The 17,900-nt window shown below is 56.5% G+C and carries 16 protein-coding genes; 7 read left to right on the forward strand and 9 right to left on the reverse strand.

The window, feature by feature from the left end; translation table 11 throughout:
* The first annotated feature begins 26 nt into the window (after window positions 1-26).
* The 3 genes from PO881_RS09690 (at window position 27) to PO881_RS09700 (ending at window position 2,611) form a co-directional block, all read left to right on the forward strand.
* Window positions 27-1,511: an FGGY-family carbohydrate kinase gene (locus tag PO881_RS09690; RefSeq protein ID WP_280172850.1), complete on the forward strand. Its 1,485-nt coding sequence runs from the start codon at window positions 27-29 to the stop codon at window positions 1,509-1,511.
* Window positions 1,512-1,628: 117 nt separating this feature from the next.
* Complete coding sequence (locus tag PO881_RS09695; RefSeq protein ID WP_154193487.1) at window positions 1,629-2,111, forward strand: antitoxin Xre/MbcA/ParS toxin-binding domain-containing protein; 483 nt, start codon at window positions 1,629-1,631, stop codon at window positions 2,109-2,111.
* Window positions 2,111-2,611: an RES family NAD+ phosphorylase gene (locus PO881_RS09700; protein ID WP_192411814.1), complete on the forward strand. Its 501-nt coding sequence runs from the start codon at window positions 2,111-2,113 to the stop codon at window positions 2,609-2,611. The genes PO881_RS09695 and PO881_RS09700 overlap by 1 nt, the downstream gene beginning before the upstream one ends.
* 40 nt (window positions 2,612-2,651) lie before the next feature.
* Here PO881_RS09700 and PO881_RS09705 read toward each other — a convergent pair whose 3' ends face one another.
* Together PO881_RS09705 and PO881_RS09710 are read right to left on the reverse strand one after the other, a co-directional pair.
* The gene (locus tag PO881_RS09705; protein WP_192411813.1) at window positions 2,652-3,914 is read right to left on the reverse strand and encodes a phosphatase PAP2 family protein; all 1,263 of its coding nucleotides are present in this window, start codon (window positions 3,912-3,914) and stop codon (window positions 2,652-2,654) included.
* A gap of 75 nt (window positions 3,915-3,989) precedes the next feature.
* Window positions 3,990-4,229, reverse strand: coding sequence for a hypothetical protein (locus PO881_RS09710; RefSeq protein ID WP_101764365.1), 240 nt, complete (start codon window positions 4,227-4,229; stop codon window positions 3,990-3,992).
* A 250-nt stretch (window positions 4,230-4,479) separates the two neighbouring features.
* Between PO881_RS09710 and hpxO the strand changes: the two genes are divergently transcribed.
* Complete coding sequence (gene hpxO, locus PO881_RS09715) at window positions 4,480-5,637, forward strand: FAD-dependent urate hydroxylase HpxO (protein WP_280172851.1); 1,158 nt, start codon at window positions 4,480-4,482, stop codon at window positions 5,635-5,637.
* Between the two features lie 24 nt (window positions 5,638-5,661).
* On the opposite strand, the gene dcp is transcribed toward hpxO, so the two are convergent.
* The 5 genes from dcp to guaD all read right to left on the reverse strand — a co-directional run bounded on the left by dcp (window position 5,662) and on the right by guaD (window position 13,675).
* Window positions 5,662-7,710, reverse strand: coding sequence for a peptidyl-dipeptidase Dcp (gene dcp / locus PO881_RS09720; RefSeq protein ID WP_280172852.1), 2,049 nt, complete (start codon window positions 7,708-7,710; stop codon window positions 5,662-5,664).
* Between the two features lie 72 nt (window positions 7,711-7,782).
* On the reverse strand, window positions 7,783-8,565 hold the full coding sequence (gene xdhC, locus PO881_RS09725) for a xanthine dehydrogenase accessory protein XdhC (protein WP_280172853.1): 783 nt from the start codon (window positions 8,563-8,565) through the stop codon (window positions 7,783-7,785).
* Window positions 8,552-10,918, reverse strand: coding sequence for a xanthine dehydrogenase molybdopterin binding subunit (xdhB, locus tag PO881_RS09730; RefSeq protein WP_280172854.1), 2,367 nt, complete (start codon window positions 10,916-10,918; stop codon window positions 8,552-8,554). Before xdhB ends, xdhC begins: the two co-directional genes overlap by 14 nt.
* On the reverse strand, window positions 10,908-12,350 hold the full coding sequence (gene xdhA / locus PO881_RS09735) for a xanthine dehydrogenase small subunit (protein ID WP_280172855.1): 1,443 nt from the start codon (window positions 12,348-12,350) through the stop codon (window positions 10,908-10,910). The genes xdhB and xdhA overlap by 11 nt, the downstream gene beginning before the upstream one ends.
* Complete coding sequence (gene guaD / locus PO881_RS09740; RefSeq protein WP_280172856.1) at window positions 12,347-13,675, reverse strand: guanine deaminase; 1,329 nt, start codon at window positions 13,673-13,675, stop codon at window positions 12,347-12,349. The genes xdhA and guaD overlap by 4 nt, the downstream gene beginning before the upstream one ends.
* Before the next feature lie 384 nt (window positions 13,676-14,059).
* Here guaD and ydfG point away from each other — a divergent pair, with 384 nt between their 5' ends.
* A complete protein-coding gene (gene ydfG, locus PO881_RS09745) occupies window positions 14,060-14,806 on the forward strand; it encodes a bifunctional NADP-dependent 3-hydroxy acid dehydrogenase/3-hydroxypropionate dehydrogenase YdfG (protein WP_101764358.1) in 747 nt (248 codons plus the stop codon).
* Window positions 14,807-14,932: 126 nt separating this feature from the next.
* Here ydfG and PO881_RS09750 read toward each other — a convergent pair whose 3' ends face one another.
* Window positions 14,933-15,262 carry a YnfA family protein gene (locus PO881_RS09750; protein WP_192233901.1) on the reverse strand — a complete coding sequence of 110 codons (330 nt, stop codon included), beginning with the start codon at window positions 15,260-15,262 and terminating at the stop codon, window positions 14,933-14,935.
* Window positions 15,263-15,392: 130 nt separating this feature from the next.
* On the opposite strand from PO881_RS09750, the gene PO881_RS09755 reads away from it, so the two are divergent.
* Window positions 15,393-15,728 (forward strand): DUF1283 family protein, encoded by a 336-nt coding sequence (locus PO881_RS09755; protein WP_101764357.1) that lies wholly within the window; start codon window positions 15,393-15,395, stop codon window positions 15,726-15,728.
* A gap of 52 nt (window positions 15,729-15,780) precedes the next feature.
* Window positions 15,781-16,077, forward strand: a complete 297-nt coding sequence (locus tag PO881_RS09760) for a DUF1161 domain-containing protein (RefSeq protein WP_222233855.1) — start codon at window positions 15,781-15,783, stop codon at window positions 16,075-16,077.
* Window positions 16,078-16,108: 31 nt separating this feature from the next.
* On the opposite strand, the gene PO881_RS09765 is transcribed toward PO881_RS09760, so the two are convergent.
* A complete protein-coding gene (locus PO881_RS09765; RefSeq protein ID WP_101764355.1) occupies window positions 16,109-17,569 on the reverse strand; it encodes an MDR family MFS transporter in 1,461 nt (486 codons plus the stop codon).
* Between the last annotated feature and the right edge of the window lie 331 nt (window positions 17,570-17,900).

The following is a 17,900-nucleotide window of genomic DNA, read 5'->3' on the forward strand; positions in this document are numbered from 1 at the left end:
TCTTCGCCAGTTGCACGGAGTCGGATATGAAGATTGTCGGTATTGATGCCGGAAACACCATGATCAAAGCGGTGCTGTTTGATCTCAGCGGTCGCGTATTGTCGGTGGCCGAGTGCGCGGGAGAAACCCATCGTCCGCAGGAAGGCTACGCCGAACGGCCGGTGGCGGATATCTGGCATGGCGTCAGCGATGCGGTGAGCCGTTGTCTGCAGCAGGCGGAGACGCCCGCCAGTGATGTGATTGCGGTTGGCGCGGCCGGTCACGGCAACGGTTTGTACGCGCTGGATAAGCATCAGCAGCCGCTGTTTGGTATTCAATCTATCGATCATCGAGCTTGTGACAAGGTGCACGCGCTGGAAATGAGCGGCGCGGATAAGCGCATCTACCAGATTTCGCTGCAAAAACCCTGGCCTGCGGCAACACCGGTATTGATCAGCTGGATTAAGCAACATCAACCCGAGCGCTGGGCGCAAATCGGACATTTATTGCTGGCGAAAGACGTTATCGCCCATTTTCTCAGCGGTGCGATTAGCGCTGATTTTTCAGATGCCGCCGGTGCCGGCTTAATTGATTATCGTGCGCGCAGCTACAGCCGTGAATTGATGGCGCTGTACGACATCGAAGAGGCGCTCGCCCTGCTGCCCGAACTGCGTGAATCCTGCGAGGTGGTTGGTTATGTCACAGAACGTGCATCCCAACTCACCGGATTACCGGCGGGCATTCCGGTGGTGGCGGGCATATTTGATGTGGTGGCCAGCGCCGTGGGTTCTGGCGTGGTGAACAGCGGTGAAGCCTCAATTGTCGCCGGTACGTGGAGCATCAATCAGGTGGTGGTAGATAAACCCGATTATCTGCGCCCGGTATTTATGAACTCCATTATTGAGTCCGACCGTTATATGGCGATTGAGGCCAGCGCCACCTCGGCGGCGAATCTCGACTGGTTCCTGCGCGAATTTGACGATGGTCGCGGCGGTCAGGGCGCGGCGCGCAGCAGCGATAGCGTGGCGCACGTGCAACCCAATGCCCAGCTACCGCTCTATCATCCTTATCTTTATTCCGGACGCAAATCGGAACCGGCCAAGGCCGGGTTTTATGGCTTAGGCGGCTGGCATACGCGCGCCGATATGCTGTTTGCGCTGTTTGAAGGCGTGACCTTTGCCCATCGGGCGCATATTGATCGCTTGCGTGCGGCAGGCATCCCTTTTACGCAGGCCATTTTGTCGGGCGGCGCGGCGCGCAGTTGCATCTGGCCGCAGATGTTTGCTGACGTGTTAGGCATACCGATTCGCGTGGCGGAGTGCAAAGAGACCGGCGCGCTGGGCGCCGCCTTGTGTGCCGGTGTGGGCGTCGGCGCGTGGCGCAATCTTGCCGAGGCCGCGCAGCAGGCGGTGCAGATCAATCCCGGCGAATTGTTGCCGCGAGCGGATCGCGTTGCGTTTCACGACGTACGTTATCGGGTGTTTAAAAAGCTGGAGCTGGCGATGCGCGAGATGTGGCAGGAAGCCAGTTGATTATTGTTTATTAACAATGCATTAGTTTTAAGGTCGTATAAAAAATGACAACCCCTGCGCAGTGATGTACACTTGAGCTATCAAAATGTTCAAATGAACATTGTTCAGGAGGTTGTTATGACAACTGCATCCCCATTCAATCACGGCAATGCCGCACGCGTCTTCGATCCCACGCTGATCCAGCACGCTCAGCAATCGTTTATGGATCAAATGGGCTTACCGCGTAATCCGCTGAAAGCGCACCAGTTGATCACCGAAGGTCTGGATGTCGGCATCGTTGAACGCGCGGCCACGGTGCTGAAAGCAACGCCGCTGGATGTGGCCCAGATGGTCTCTATCGATCGCAATACCTATCGCCGCCGCGAGAAAGCCGGATCGCAACTTTCGGTGGAGCAAGGTGCGCGCGTGTATCAGGTGTTCGAAATTCTGGATGCCGTATTGCAATTATTTGCCGGTGACGTTGACGCTGCCATGCACTGGATGTATCAACCTGCGTTGGCACTGGATGATGCATTGCCGATGGAGATGCTGAGCACGCCTGCGGGTTGTGATGCGGTGTTAACGCTGATTGGTCGCCTGGAACACGGAGTAATTGTGTAATGACGCAACGGAAGGAACCGGATGCTCCCTATCGGCTGTTTTATCGACTCGTGAAAGAAGAGTACGCCAGCGAGGCATTTAGCGGCGCTGGCGCTGAAAAATGGGGCGGACGCTGGAATCCGCCCGGTATTAAGACGGTGTATCTCAGCAGTTCAAAGGCGCTCGCCACGCTGGAACTGGTGGTGCATGCCGGTAAAGCGATGCTGGAGAAGAGCCGCTTTGTGATTTTTACTCTGCCGATCCCTGAGAGCGAAATCATGGCGCTGGACAGCAATAAACTGCCCGACGATTGGCAAAAGTATCAGCAGCAGGAAGAGACACAGGCGATTGGCGCTGCGTTCCTCGATGTGCAAGGCGGCTTTCCTTTGCTGTTAACGGTACCCAGCATTTTGACCGGCGAAGACAACGCCATTCTCAATCCCGACCATCCCGCCGCCTCAGCCCTATTTGCACAAGCCACGTCATCGCCCTTCGCGCTTGATCGTCGGATTAAAGGATGAAAAGGCTTACGCAGGATAGCCATTCATGGCGAGAGACCCATCAACGCGCCGGTTTCGCTAAAGCAAAAGCCGCCGTTAAATCGACACGTTGCCAGAATGACTGATCCGCACTGTTGCCAGACAGCGGATAACCGTTTGGCAGCGCGCTTTTCACCATCAGGCTACGAATCTGCGCATCAGACAGCTGCGGCAACGCGGTTTTCAGCAGGATCTCCGCGCCCTGCGGGACTTTAACAGGCGCGTTCTGCACATTGGCTTTTGGCAGGTTATAACTCATGGTGAAACGATAGAACTGCTTCATCGCCGGTGAGCGATACGGATCGTCCTTGCCATTGCTGCGCGCACACTCTGCCAGCGACGTGCCGCACTCTTTTTCCAGCGCAGCACGCAGCTGATCGCGCGCTTCGCTAAACAGTGCCTGATAGCGCGCATCATTGAGATAATTCGCCACGTTGCGCTGCGCTACCATGCGCGAACCCATCACATCCAGCGGGTAATGCACGCCCAACACTAAACGCGAATAACCGTAGCGTGCGCCGCGCGTCACCAATGCTTCAAAACGTTCCGGCACCATTTCGGCTAACAACAAGGCATCGGTATAACCGGTGTTGGTATGGCCGCTCGGGAAAGAGCCGCCGTCGGCGGTGTAACGCACGTTGTCTTTGACCACCACATCGTCCGGCACCAGATGAATGCTGTTGCCCGCGCGCAGGAACGGTCGCGGATAGTTAAAGTGCTTTTTCGCCGCGCTGGCGCTGACTTCACTTGCTTTGATCAGCGCGGCGGCTTTGCCGATCTCACCTTTGTCGTAAGCGGCGAGGAAGGCTTTGCCAAGGCGCGGACCAAGCGCATCAGAGAGGAAATAGAGATAGCTGATGGCTTCTGCATCGGCCAGGGCCTGATGACGCACATTTTGCGTGGCGTTCAGGTTGATGTGGGTGACGGTGGCCTGGCTGGCATCAAGTACGCTGGCGGGCAACGTGCTAAAGCCCGAAAGCAGAGCAATTCCGGCCTGCTGGTTCTCTTTCATTTTGAAATCGTAGCCGCTGTTTTTCAGCCACTGCGTATCAGCTTGTTTCGCGGTCTGTTTGACTTTTTCCAGTTGCTCGCGCGTCAACGTGCTGCTGTCACCTTGCAGCGCCTGACGTTCAGCCTGCAGCGATTGCTGTTCGAGATCGCTATAAGCGGAGGTGGAACCGGTGGAGGTTAAGCCTGCCAGCGCGGCCGCATCGGGCAGTGAAACCGCATGTGCCTGCTGTGCCAGCAGAATAACCGATGCAATCAGTGTGAAGCGGGTTTTCATTATTTTCCCCTGTTATCAAAATATTACCTTGCCGGGGAAACACGCTAGCACTCGGTTATGACAGATTTATTTCATTTAACGACACTGACTGGCACAGTTTTGTACGCAAATTTGTGCCAGCGAGCCGCAGCCGCCGTTATTGTCATTTTTACACTGTGATTGCTGCACATAGCAGTTTTGCTGACAGGCTGAAACATCGCACTTCGCGGCAATCGGCGTCAGCTGCACCACCGGTGCTTTTCGCTCCGGCTGCCATTGCGGTTGTGCCAGCACGCTGGCGCTGAACAGCAAGGTAAAAGCCATTATCCATTTCATGATTGAGTCCTCGCAGAACGGGTGTAATGAGTATGGCTGCTGAGGGGCCAATTACCATGCTGAAACAATCGATTCACTCTTTCACAGAAGCTGCTCTGCTGCAGTGCATGGGCGTGCGCCACTGTAGTGCAGAGCGGCAAGATCAGATGCTGCTTCGTTGATTTTAAATCAATGAGTTAGCCTCCATTCGGCCAACCCTCCAACCTGGTACAAAAGTTGCAGTCTTCAATGCATAGCAAAGGAGATGGATATGAAAGCGATTGTGATTGGCGCGGGCATTGGCGGTATGAGTGCTGCGATTGCGCTGGAGAAAGCGGGTTTTGACACCGCGGTGTTTGAAGCAGTGAAAGAGATGAAGCCGGTGGGTGCGGCGATCTCTATCTGGCCCAACGGCGTGAAATGTCTCAACGCGTTGGGCATGAAAGAGCCGCTGCGCGCACTGGGCGGCAACATGGCGTTTATGGCCTACAACGATGCGCACAGCGGCAGCACGCTCACCCGCTTCAGCATGAAACCGCTGGTGCAGCAGGTGGGGGAATATCCCTATCCGGTGGCGCGCGCCGAATTGCAGGCGATGCTGATCGATACCTACGGACGTTCGCGCATTAGCTTTGGTAAACGCGTCACGCAGGTTGAGCAAACCGAGCATGGCGTCACCGCATGGTTTGATGACGGTAGCCAGGCCGAAGGTGATTTTATGATTGCCGCCGATGGTACGCACTCGGTGATCCGCCACTATGTGCTGGGTGAAAGCGTGGAACGTCGTTACGCCGGTTACGTCAACTGGAACGGCCTGGTGACGATTGATGAAGCGATTGCGCCCGCCGATCAATGGACCACTTTTGTCGGTGAAGGCAAACGCGTGTCGCTGATGCCGGTTAGCGATAACCGCTTCTACTTCTTCTTTGATGTTCCGCTGCCAAAAGGCTTGCCGGAAGATCGCGCAACGTTGAAAAATGATCTCAAAGGCTACTTCAGCGGCTGGGCCGAACCGGTGCAGCGTCTGATTGAACGCCTCAATCCGGAAACCACCAACCGTGTGGAAATCCACGACATCGAACCGTTTAGCCGTTTTGTAAAAGGTCGCGTGGCGTTGCTGGGCGATGCCGCACACAGCACCACGCCGGATATCGGGCAAGGCGGTTGTGCGGCGATGGAAGATGCGGTGGTGCTGGCGCAGACGCTGGCGTCACACTCTTTAGGGATTGAGGATGCGTTGTTGCGCTATGAAGCCCGTCGTGTGGATCGCACCAAAGATTTGGTGTTGAAAGCCCGTAAGCGCTGCGATGTGACCCACGCTAAAGACGCGGAAGTGACGGCGGCGTGGTATGCAGATTTGAAAAACGAAACCGGCGAGCGCGTGCTTGCCGGCATGTGCGATACCATTGAAGGCGGTCCGCTGGGTTGAACCAGGTCGCCATCAATGGCGGTTCTACGACTCTAATCCACGATTTTTCAGCATAGGGCCGATCTCCGGCTCTTTGCCGCGCCACGCCAGCCACAGATGCTGCAAATCGGTGCTGTTACCGCGTGACAGAATATGTTCGCGGAACTGCTGACCGTTTTCACGTGTTAATCCACCACGTTCGACAAAGGCTTGATAGCCATCATCGGCGAGCATCTGCGTCCAGATATAGGCGTAATAACCGGCTGCATAGCCGCCGCCCCAGATATGGCGGAAATAGCTGGAGCGATAACGGGGCGGAACCGTCGGCAGCGCAATGTTTTCGGCGGCCAGCGCCTGCAGCTCGAAGTGGCTGACGTCCTGCGGATTGTCGTGCGTGGTCAGTGAATGCCACTGCAGATCCAGCAGCGCGGCGGCCAGCAGCTCGGTCATGTCGTAGCCTTTGTTGAACTTCGCGGCGCGCACCATCTTGTCACGCAGCTCAGCCGGCATCGCCTCTCCGGTTTTGTAATGGCGCGCATAGTTGGCAAACACCGCTTCGTTGCTGGCCCAATGCTCATTAATCTGCGACGGGAACTCGACAAAGTCGCGCGGCGTGGCGGTACCCGACAAGCTCGGATAGCGTTGCGTGGCGAACAAACCGTGCAGCGCATGACCAAACTCGTGGAACAGCGTGATCACTTCATCCCAGCTCAGCAGCGCCGGCTGGCCTGCCTGCGGCTTGGTGTAATTGCACACGTTGTAGATCACCGGTTTGGTGCCGAGCAGCGTGGTTTGGTCGACGAAATTACTCATCCACGCGCCGCCGCTTTTGTTATCACGCTTAAAGAAATCGGTGTAGAACAGCGCCAGCGGCGTGTCGTCGGCATCGAAAATCTCGTAGACGTTAACGTCCGGATGATAAACCGGCAGATCGTGGCGCTGGCTAAAGCGAATGCCAAACAGCTGGCTGGCCGACCAGAATACACCTTTTTCCAGCACGTTATTCAGCTCAAAGTACGGGCGGATTTGGCTCTCATCCAGCGCGTATTGGGCTTTACGCACCTGCTCGGCATAAAAACTCCAGTCCCAGGCGCGCAGCGGAAAACGGTGATGCGCGGCTTCAATGGCCTGCTGAATGTCGGCGGCTTCGCGTTTCGCGCGGGCCCGCGCGGCAGGGACAATATTGCGCATAAAGGCAAAAGCCGCCTCCGGCGTTTTCGCCATCTGATCCTGCATGCTCCATTCGGCATAGGTTTTGAAGCCGAGCAAACTCGCCTGCTGCGCGCGCAGTTGTGCCATGCGTAACACGATGTCGCGCGTGTCGTTATCATCGCCCTGCTCGCTGCGTGTTAGCGCCTGCTGGAACAGCGCTTCACGCGTGGCGCGCACTTCCAGCACCTGCAGCGCCGGTTGCTGCGTGGTGTTTTGCAGCGCAATCAGCCATTCGCCGTGCAAGCCGCGTGCTTCGGCCGCCGCTTTGGCATGCGCCAACTCTTCCTCACTTAATCCGGCCAGCGCCGCAACATTGCTCACCACGTAAGCACCGGCTTTGGTGGCCGCCAGCAACTTATTGCCGAAGCGGGTGCTGAGGCTCGCCAGCTCCTGATTGCAGGCGCGCAGCTGGGATTTATCCGCTTCGTTCAGGCTGGCACCGGCCAGCTGGAAATGCTGCCAGGTGACTTCCGCCAGACGCATCGCTTCGGCATCCGGGCACTGCGAACCGCGATGCTGGTAAACGGTATCGAGGCGAGCAAACAGCTGGCTGTTCAGGTAGATTTCATCATTGAGCGCGGTGAGTTGCGGGGTAATCAGTTCATCGATTTCCTGCAGGCGATCGCTGGTGTTGGCGGAAGTCATGGCACCAAACACCAGATTCACGCGCTTCAGCAACTGGCCGCTACGCTCCAGCGCCTCAAAGGTGTTGGCAAAGGTTGGCGCGTCAGGATTGCTGGCGATCGCCGCCACTTCGCGCCGTTTCTCTTCAATCCCCGCCTCCAGCGCCGGCAGAAAATCCTCTTCCTGAATCTGGTCAAATGGCGGGGTTTGATACGGCAAGGTGCTGGCGGTGAAAAACGGATTAGCTCGTGAATTCATTATCGCTCCTGATAATCAGCAACGCCGCACGGTGGCGGCGGGATGGTTCTATCCTGGCAGTTTCCTCGTCACTCAACAACTTATCGCCTGCTGCTGATAAACGCTGATGATTTCTCCCGCCACCGCGACGGCAATTTCCGCCGGTAACTTGCCCTTCACATCCGCCAAACCAATCGGGCAGCGCAAACGTGTGAGGGAATCTGCCGCAATGCCTTTGCCCTCTAAGCGATAGCGAAAGCGCTGGGCTTTAGTGGCAGAACCAATCACACCGGCATAGCGAAAATCGCCCCGGCGCAAGATCGCTTCGCTGAGCGCCAGATCGAGTGGATGATCGTGCGTCATCACCACAAAATAGCTGTCGGGCGCGGCTTCCTGCACGCAGTCAATCGGATCCTCAACCTGACGCACCGTCACGCCGGGCGGCACGGCGCGAAACTGCGCGGCGCGGCTGTCAATCCACGTGATGCGGCACGGCAAAGTGGCAAGCAGATTTACCAGCGCCTGGCCAACGTGACCTGCACCGTACACCTGGATTTCCGGCTGCTGCTGCATCAGCGGTTCAAACAGCAAAGTGGCGTGACCACCGCAGCATTGGCCGAGACGTGCAGCCAGCGCAAACTCTTCACTGCGCGGTTGAGTGCAGCGCTGCTGCAGCATCTCTCGCGCCTGAGCAATGCATTGATATTCGAGATGGCCGCCGCCAATGGTGAGAAAAGTGTCAGTGGCGCTGACCACCATTTTGCTACCGCGATCGCGCGGCACGGAGCCCCGCTCGCTGAGCACGGTAATCAGTACGCAGCTTTCGCGTTTTTCCCGCAGGCTGTGCAACACGCTGATCCAGTCATGATAAATCATGGTCCGCTCCTGATAAGCGCTGAATCCCCCAGAATACTCGCTCCGGCGTGGCGGGTGCGTCCAGCTGCGGATGGCGACGATAGTTATCAACGCTGGCAACCGCATCCTGCAATGCGCACCACACGGCGATGCCCAACATGAACGGCGGTTCGCCGACGGCTTTGGAGTGGAACACCGTGTCCTGCGGGTTTTTGCGGTTCTCAACCAGCGTGACGCGCAAATCACTGGGCACATCACTGATCGCCGGGATTTTGTAGCTGGCCGGGCCATCGGTGAGCAATTTGCCCTTGTCGTTCCACACCAGTTCTTCGCAGGTGAGCCAGCCCATGCCCTGCACAAAACCGCCCTCAACCTGGCCGATATCAATGGCCGGATTCAGCGACGCGCCCACGTCATGCAAAATGTCGGCGCGCAGCAAGCGGTATTCGCCAGTCAGCGTATCCACCAGCACTTCACAGCAGGCCGCGCCGTAGGAGAAGTAATAGAACGGTTTGCCGCGTCCGGCGGCGCGATCGTAATGGATGCCCGGCACTTTGTAGAAACCGGTGGCAGAAAGCGGCACCTGATTAAGCCACGCTTGCTGTGCAACCTGGGCGAAGGTGAAGTGCTTCTCGCCGACGCGCACGATACCGTTGCTGAAATGCACCGCGTCTGCCGCGCATTGATGTTGCTGACACAGCATCTCGGTAAGGCGATCGCGCAGGATTTGTGCGGCATTTTGCGCCGCTTTGCCGTTGAGATCGGCCCCGCTGGACGCTGCGGTTGGCGAGGTGTTGGGCACTTTGCCGGTATCGGTGGCGGTCACCTGAATCTGGCTGATATCAATCTGCAGCACTTCCGCCACAATCTGCGCCACTTTGGTGTTTAAGCCCTGGCCCATTTCGGTGCCGCCGTGATTGAGCTGCACCGTGCCATCGGTGTAAATCAAAATCAGCGCGCCGGCCTGATTGAGGAAGCTGGAGGTAAATGAGATGCCGAATTTCACTGGCGTCAGCGCCAGTCCGCGTTTCATAAAACGGTTGCTGGCGTTAAATGCGCTGATGTCACGACGCCGCGCGGCGTATTCGCTGCTGGTTTCTAATTGCTCCGTCATCTCATCCAGCAGATTGTCTTCCACCTGCTGGTGGTAATGGGTGATGTTGCGATCGGTTTTGCCGTAATAGTTACGTTTGCGCAGTTCGAGCGGATCTACTCCTACTTCGCGCGCAACGTGATCCATGATCTGCTCAATCGCCACCATGCCTTGCGGCCCGCCGAAGCCACGGTACGCGGTGTTCGAGGCGGTATGTGTGCGGCAGCGATAGCCGGTAATCAGTGCATCGCCGAGGTAATACGCGTTATCGGCGTGGAACATCGCACGATCGACAATCGATCCGCTGAGATCGAGTGAATAACCGCAGTTGCCGGCCAGATCGATCTTCACGCCGCAGAAGCGACCATTGTCATCGACGCCGACATCGTAGCGGACAAAAAACGGATGGCGTTTGCCGGTGATCTTCATATCGTCGCGGCGCGCCAGACGCATTTTTACCGGTTTACGCAGCTGACGCGCGGCGATGGCACACAAACACGCCACGCCTGCCGCCTGCGTCTCTTTGCCGCCAAAGCCACCGCCCATGCGCCGCATATCAATGGTGACTTTGTTCATGGTGATGCCCATCACTTCCGCCACCAGCTTCTGCACTTCGGTGGGATTTTGCGTCGAGGAGAACACCTGCAAGCTGTCATCTTCGCCGGGGATCACCAGCGCCGTCTGGGTTTCCAGATAGAAATGTTCCTGACCGCCGATGTGAAATTCGCCCTGAATACGGCGTGACGCCCGCGCCAGCGCAGCGTCAGCATCACCGCGTTGGTGAATGTGCGGTTGCTGTACAAAGAAACGCTGTTCCAGCGCTTCACGCACGTCGAGGACGGCCGGTAGCGCTTCGTACTCAACAATCGCCGCTGCGGCGCCGGCACGCGCCGCTTCCGGTGAATCAGCGGCGACGGCAATGACGATTTGACCGAAATATTCGATTGTGTCCTGCGCCAGCAGCGGATCGCCCGGTTCGAGCGGACCGACATCGTTGAGGCCCGGCACATCGCGCCACGTCAGCACGCTGACTACGCCCGGCACCGCGTAACATGGCTGCACATCCAGTTTGGTGATGCGCGCATGCGCATGCTCGCTCAGACGCGGACAGAGATGCAGCAATCCCGGCAGATCCGGCTTGTCGTCGATATACAGCGCTTCACCGGAGACATGCTTGTCGGCACTTTCATGTTTATTGCTGCGCCCGACGCCCGTTTGCATGTCGGTGGCAAACTGGGCTTTCAGCAGCGTTTCGTTCAGTTCCGGACGGTTATGAGACATAGCGCGATACCTCAGTAATGGTCAGCTCGCCAGACGCTTGTGCGTAGTAGCGGCGCAACAGATTGCGCGCCACCTGCAGGCGATAATCGGCGCTGGCGCGGAAGTCGCTTAGTGGCTGGAAATCCACACTTAGCGCGGCGCAGGCTTTTTCGATGGCGCTGAGATGCAGCGGCTGGCCCAGCAGTTGTGCTTCAGCCGCCAGCGCGCGTTTCGGCGTGGCGGCCATACCACCAAAGGCGAGCCGCGCTTCCACAATTACCCCTTCCGCGATGTGCAGATTGATAGCGGCGAAAACTGCGGAAATATCATCATCCAGCCGTTTAGCCACTTTCCACGCCGCAAAGTTGGGTGACACCGTCACTTTAGCGATGGTGATGCTGCGAATGAATTCACCCGGCAGCAAGACCGTTTGGCGATAGGCGGTAAAGAATTGATCGAGCGGGACTTCTCGCCTCTTTTCACCCTGCTGCAAAACCAGATGCGCATTTAAAGCCAGCAGCATCGGCGCGCAATCACCAATCGGCGATGCGTTACTAATGTTGCCGCCGAGCGTGCCCTGATTACGAATTTGCAATGAGGCAAAACGCTCCAGCATGCTGCTAAACGCTGGAATGTGCTGTGCTAAAAACTGATAGCAATGCTGCAATGAGGCGGCAGCACCGAGATAAAGATGCGTTTCATCTTCGTGGCAGACCTTCAACTCATCAATCTGCTCCAGCGCGATCAGCAGCGGCAAGCGCTGATATTGCTGAGTGATTTGCAGTGTCAGATCGGTACCGCCAGCCACCAGACGGGCTTCAGGATATTGCTGATAGAGCTCGGCGAGTTGCGCTACTGTTTTCGGCAGGTAGCAGCGGCTGCCCGCGGCTTCGATGATCTGTACTTCATTGTTGCTGAGCGCCTGTAAACGCTGCACTAGCGCGGGTGCATTAGCACGGAAGGCATCCGCATCAGGTTGTTCACACGCCTGCTGCGCCGCATCCATGATCGGACGATAGCCGGTGCAACGGCATAAATTACCCGCCAGCGCCTGTTCCGCCTGATGACGATCCCAGCCAGCGCTGTTTTTCTGCAGAGTAAACAGCGACATCACGAAACCCGGCGTGCAGTAGCCGCATTGCGAGCCGTGGCAATCCACCATCGCTTGCTGCACGCTGTGCAGTTCGCGGCCCTGCTTGAGATCTTCCACGGTAATCAATTGCTTGCCTTGCAGGCTGCTGACCAGCGTCAAACAGCTGTTCACCGCCTGATACTGCATCTGCCCATCGACGACTTTACCGAGCGTGACGGTGCAGGCACCGCAATCGCCAGACGCGCAGCCCTCTTTGGTACCGCGACGCTGCTGCTGGCCGCGCAGGTAGTTAAGCACGGTGAGATTGGGATCAAGCTCGCATTCGGTGATTAAACGATCGTTGAGTAAGAACTGGATCATGCGATTTGCTCCTCACTTTCGCGCTGCCAAACCGGTTTGCCGCTCACCCAGGTTTGCGCGATGTTGCGGTCGTCGCCAAGCGTCATCATTACAAACAGCCGCTCCCAGATGTCTTTGCTGTTGGCATTGCGCAGCTTCTGCAGCGGCGACACCGCCGCATCGAGTACCACGAAATCGGCCTCTTTGCCGGGATTGAAGTTGCCGATAACGTCATCCAGATCGAGCGCGTGCGCGCCGCCTAAGGTGGCGTGATAAAACGCTTCGCAAGCGCTGAGTTTGTATTGCTGTAGCTGGCCGACTTTGTAGGCTTCGCCCAGCGTTTGCAGCAGATTAAAGGTGGTGCCTGCGCCAACGTCGGTGCCAATGCCCATGCGCACGCCCTGCTGCCAGCAGCGTTTGATGTTGAATAATCCGCTGCCGAGGAACAGGTTTGAGGTCGGGCAGAAGGCAATTGATGAATCGGTGTCATGCAGGCATTGCCACTCTTGATCTTCCAGATGCAGGCAGTGCGCGAACACGCTGCGTTTGCCGGTAAGTTGGTGATGATGATAAACATCAAGATAGCCTGCGCGCTCCGGGAATAGCGCTTTTACCCAGGCGATCTCCTGCGGATTTTCACTTAGGTGCGTGTGCATCCAGACATCAGGAAACTCCTCGCGCAGCTGACGCACTTTATCCAGCAATTCCGGCGACGAGGTCGGTGCAAAGCGCGGGGTGAGCGCATAGCTCAGGCGACCGCGCTGATGCCAGCGCTCAATCAGTTCACGCGTATGCTGATAACTCTCTTCCGGCGTTTCGGTCAGGTATTCAGGCGCGTTGCGATCCATCATCACTTTGCCCGCGATCAGCCGCATATCCAGCTGCTGCGCGGCGCTGAACAGCGAGTCGACCGACTGCTTATGCACGGTGCCGAACACCAGCGCGGTGGTGGTGCCGTTCGACAGCAGCTGGTGCAGGAAGAACGCCGACATTTTTGCCGCGTGATCGGGACAGTGATATTGGCTCTCCACCGGGAAGGTATATTGGTTGAGCCACTCCAGCAGCTGTTCGCCAAAGGCGCCGATCATCTCGGTTTGCGGGTAATGAATATGGGTATCGATAAAGCCGGGCACGATCAGTTTACCGCGCAGATCGATGACGCGAGTGGGATCAACGCGCCCTTCCGCGATTTGCCAGCTTTCCAGGCTGACCACTTTGCCGTCACGCAGCGTTAATAAGCCATCTTCGAGATAGCGCGCATTGGCAGCGATGTCGTCTGGCTGCGCGGCCAGAGCGGTGAAATCAAAGAAGCTGGCGCGCAGCAGCGTTTCGGGTGCGTAAGGCATAATGGTTCCTTGGTGCTTTTTTATGAGTGCAGGTGATTGCCTTAAAGATAGATTGCAAAGCGCATGCCAATGCAAAGAACAAAAAATACTTTTTACTTTCAATATAATAGGTTGTTCTGATGCGTTTTTGTGTCAAGCTTGACGAGCAAACGTATGCGCAACCGGTTGCCTGCTATCGCAAACGGTTGCGATTTAACATTGCGGCGAGTTTTACTGCGCATGGCGTGATTATCGCCTGTTGAGATGCGTCTTTGTGGTGCGCCATTGCACTCGTAATGTGCAGGAAAAATCCTGCAACACGCTGCTTTGGGTTTTCATGAGCATGGGTTCGAGGTTAATGCTAAGGTGTGGCTGATAACCTGAAATCGTATAAGGAACAGTGAGATGATTATTTTTGTTACTGGCGCAACTGCTGGTTTTGGTCAAAGTATCACCCGCCGCTTCATTGCTACAGGTCACAAAGTGATCGCCAGCGGACGTCGCGCTGAGCGTTTAAAAGAGCTGAAAGATGAGTTGGGCGACAATCTGTATACCGTTCAGCTGGACGTGCGTAATCGCGCCGCCATCGATGAAGCGATCGCCTCCCTGCCCGCTGAATGGCGCAATATTGATGTGCTGGTTAACAATGCTGGCCTGGCGTTGGGTGTGGAACCGGCGCACAAAGCCAATATCGAAGACTGGGAAAATATGATCGACACCAACAACAAAGGTTTGGTGTACATGACGCGTGCGGTGCTGCCGGCAATGGTTGAACGCAATGTTGGTCATATCGTGAATATCGGTTCGATTGCCGGTAGCTGGCCTTATTTGGGTGGCAACGTGTATGGCGCGACCAAAGCGTTCGTGCGCCAGTTCAGCCTGAATCTGCGTACCGACCTGCACGGCACCGCGCTGCGCGTGACCGATATCGAGCCAGGTTTGGTGGGCGGCACCGAGTTCTCAAACGTGCGCTTCAAGGGCGATGACGATAAAGCGGGCCAGGTTTATGAAGGCACCACCGCGCTGACGGCGGAAGATGTCACCGAAGCGGTCTATTGGGTGACGACGCTGCCGAAGCACGTCAACATCAATACGCTGGAGATTATGCCGGTGACGCAAACCACCGCGGGACTGAAGGTGCATAAAGGTTAATCGCGGTTACACGCTGTTTGATCGAAATACCCGGGGCGACCATCCTATGAGGCGCTCCGGCGGCTTTTGCCGCGACGACCGCATCGGGATGTTTCCCCTGATCTCGCACGCCGGTGTGGCCGATGATTACGCGCGGCCCCAACCGGTTACGATAATCAACATGCCGCTCAAGGCGACCAGCGCGCCGACCCAATCCCACGTACTCAGTTTTACGCCATCCACCACGCGCAGCCAGATTAGCGCCGTCAGCACATATACGCCGCCATAGGCCGCATAAACGCGCCCGCTCGCGGCGGGATGCAACGTCAACAACCAGACAAACAGCGCCAGACTTGCCGCGGCTGGCACCAGCAGCCACGCCGTCATGCCCTTCTTCAACCACAGCCACGGCAGGAAACAGCCAACAATTTCCGCTATCGCAGTGATAAAAAACAGCAAGGCGGTTTTGACCAGCATAGAAAATCTCTCGCTAAGCTAAACAAAGCGCTCACCGCTGGTGAGCAAAGAAGCAGCGATGATATACTAGCGGCCATGGTTGTTACAGCCGCGATCCCGGCTGTGCTGGTGTTAACTGAAGGAAATGACGATGAAAAAACTGTTTTCCGCCCTGCTGGCTACCGTGGTGACGTCGAGCCTGTTAATGGCTGCGCCCATCGCTGCGGCCAAAACCGATCGCCTGATTATTGAAGATGGCAGCAGCGCCTCCAGTAATGAAGCCGCGCGCCAGAGCAAAGAGCAGTGGAACGATACCAAAAACCTGCGTAATAAGGTCAATACGCGCGTTGAGAAAGAGTTCGATAAAGCGGACAAAGCCTTTGATACCCGCGATTCCTGCGAAAAGAGCTACAACGTTAACGCCTATTGGGAACCGAATACGCTGCGCTGCCTCGACCGCCGCACCGGACGTCCAATTGCACCTTAATCGTTTATCACTGCTATAGTTTTGACAGGATTTCTGACCAAAGGAGTGAATGATGAAAAAACGTAATGCAGTTCTGCTGATGGCGATGTTGTCGCTGCCGCTATTGGCGCAAGCTTCTTGTGAAAGCGTCAAAGCGGACATCAGCAAAAAAATCATTAACAACGGCGTCGCCGAATCGGATTTCACGCTGGATATCGTGGCCAATGATCAAGCCGATCAGGTCGGCGGCCAGGTTGTGGGTCATTGTGAGAACGACACACAGAAAATCGTCTACAAGAAAAATGGCCGTGATGGTGACAGCACCGTGCCAGACAGCGCGGGCAGCTCTCAGGATACGCCAGCGCAGTAAACTTTCGGGCGGCTCTCTGGCCGCCCTGCTTTTACTCCACTTCCGGCCTTTGCCGCGGCATTATCCACGCCACCCACAACGTTAGCAGCGCAATCAGCAACGACACTACAAACACCCAATGTAAAGAACTGGCGATTTGTCCGGTCCAGTCATGCAATGTCGCCTCCGACAGCGCCTGACGGCTTTCAGGCGACATGATTTTCTGCATCGGATCGTCGGCCTGCGGCAGACGCAGCGACAAATTGAGGTTCAGCACCGCGCCCAATAACGCGGTACCAATCGCCGAACCGATCATGCGGCTAAACATAATTGAGGCGGTGCAAATGCCGCGAATGTCGTAATGCGCATGGTTCTGTACCGATACCAGAAACGTGGTGCTGGTCATGCCCATGCCGGTGCCAATCACAAAGGCGGTGAATCCGGCCTGCACGATTGAGCTGTCGCTGCGCAGTAGCAGCAGTAATGCGCTGCCCGCAATCAGCAGCAGCGCGCCCAACTGCGCGGTGAAGCGATAGGAGGTGATAAGCATCAACCTACCGCTCAATGTACTGGCCAGCGGCCAGCCAATCGACATCATCGCCAGTGCGCTGCCGGCCTGCAGCGGCGTGCCGCCGGTGATGCCCTGAATCCAGGTTGGTAGAAAGGCGCTGATGCCCATCATGCTGGCACCGATGATCAGGTTGCCAATGTTGCCAGCGACGATAAGCCGGCTGCGCCAGATTTCCAGCGGGAACAGCGGCGCATCAGCACGCTGTTCATGCTGTTTTAAACGCCAGGCAGCAATGACCGCCAGCAGCAGGAACGGCACCAGCCAGAAACCGAGCACTTCTGCCTGCAGCAGCGCGACCAGCAACGCCGTTACGCAGATCATCAGCCAGCAGCTGCCGGTGAGATTGAGCGTGGTGGCCTGATTTTGTTCGCGCGATGGAAGAAAACGCGCCAGCAGCAGCATGGCGATGGCGCCAATCGGCACGTTGACCCAGAAAATCACCGACCAGCTAAAGTGCTGCACCAGCCACGCGCCGCTCAGCGGACCAATGATTGCCGCCACGCCCCAGACGCTGGAGAGCCAGCCCTGGACGTTGGCGCGTTCGCGCGGCGAATAGACGTCCGCCACAATGGTGGACGTTAGCGGCATTATCGCCCCGGCACCTAACCCCTGAAAAGCGCGAAACAGGATCAGCCACGCCATGCTGTGGGCAAATCCGCACAGAATCGATCCCAGTAAAAAGAGCGAAACACCGATAAACAACAGCCGTTTGCGGCCCCACATATCTGCCAGTCGGCCATACAGCGGCACGCTAACGGCTTGCGTCAGTAGATAGATGGAAAATACCCAGCCAAACTGCGAAAAGCCGCCAAGATCGGCAATAATGGTCGGCATGGCGGTGGCTACGATGGTGACTTCAATCGCCGCCATAAACATAGCGAGCATGCAGCCGATAAGAATCCAGTGGCGATGTTCCGTGTTCAATTCTGCAGTTTCAGTCATACGTCTCCTTAATTTCTAACAAGGCTAGCTGAAAATTCACCAAACCAGTTTCCTCTACGTGCGCCCCATCTGTTACGACGTCACTTATTTCGATGAAAATTTTTTATTGTCGGATGATGCCTTATTCCACGCGGGTTAGATGGCGTTTTTTATTATTTCTATCTGTCTGATTTTGCCGCAAAAACTAGCGCTTATCGACAAGCATTGCTATAAGTCTAAGCGGTGCTTTCCAGATATTCACTGAAAAAGCATCTGATAACAGTCATTTTAACTGCAATTTAACGGGGTGAAGGATTTTCGTGTGTGTGCGTTTTAACACTGCGCCGTCATC

The organism is Pantoea sp. SS70, assembly GCF_029866845.1.
Taxonomy (GTDB): domain Bacteria; phylum Pseudomonadota; class Gammaproteobacteria; order Enterobacterales; family Enterobacteriaceae; genus Pantoea; species Pantoea leporis.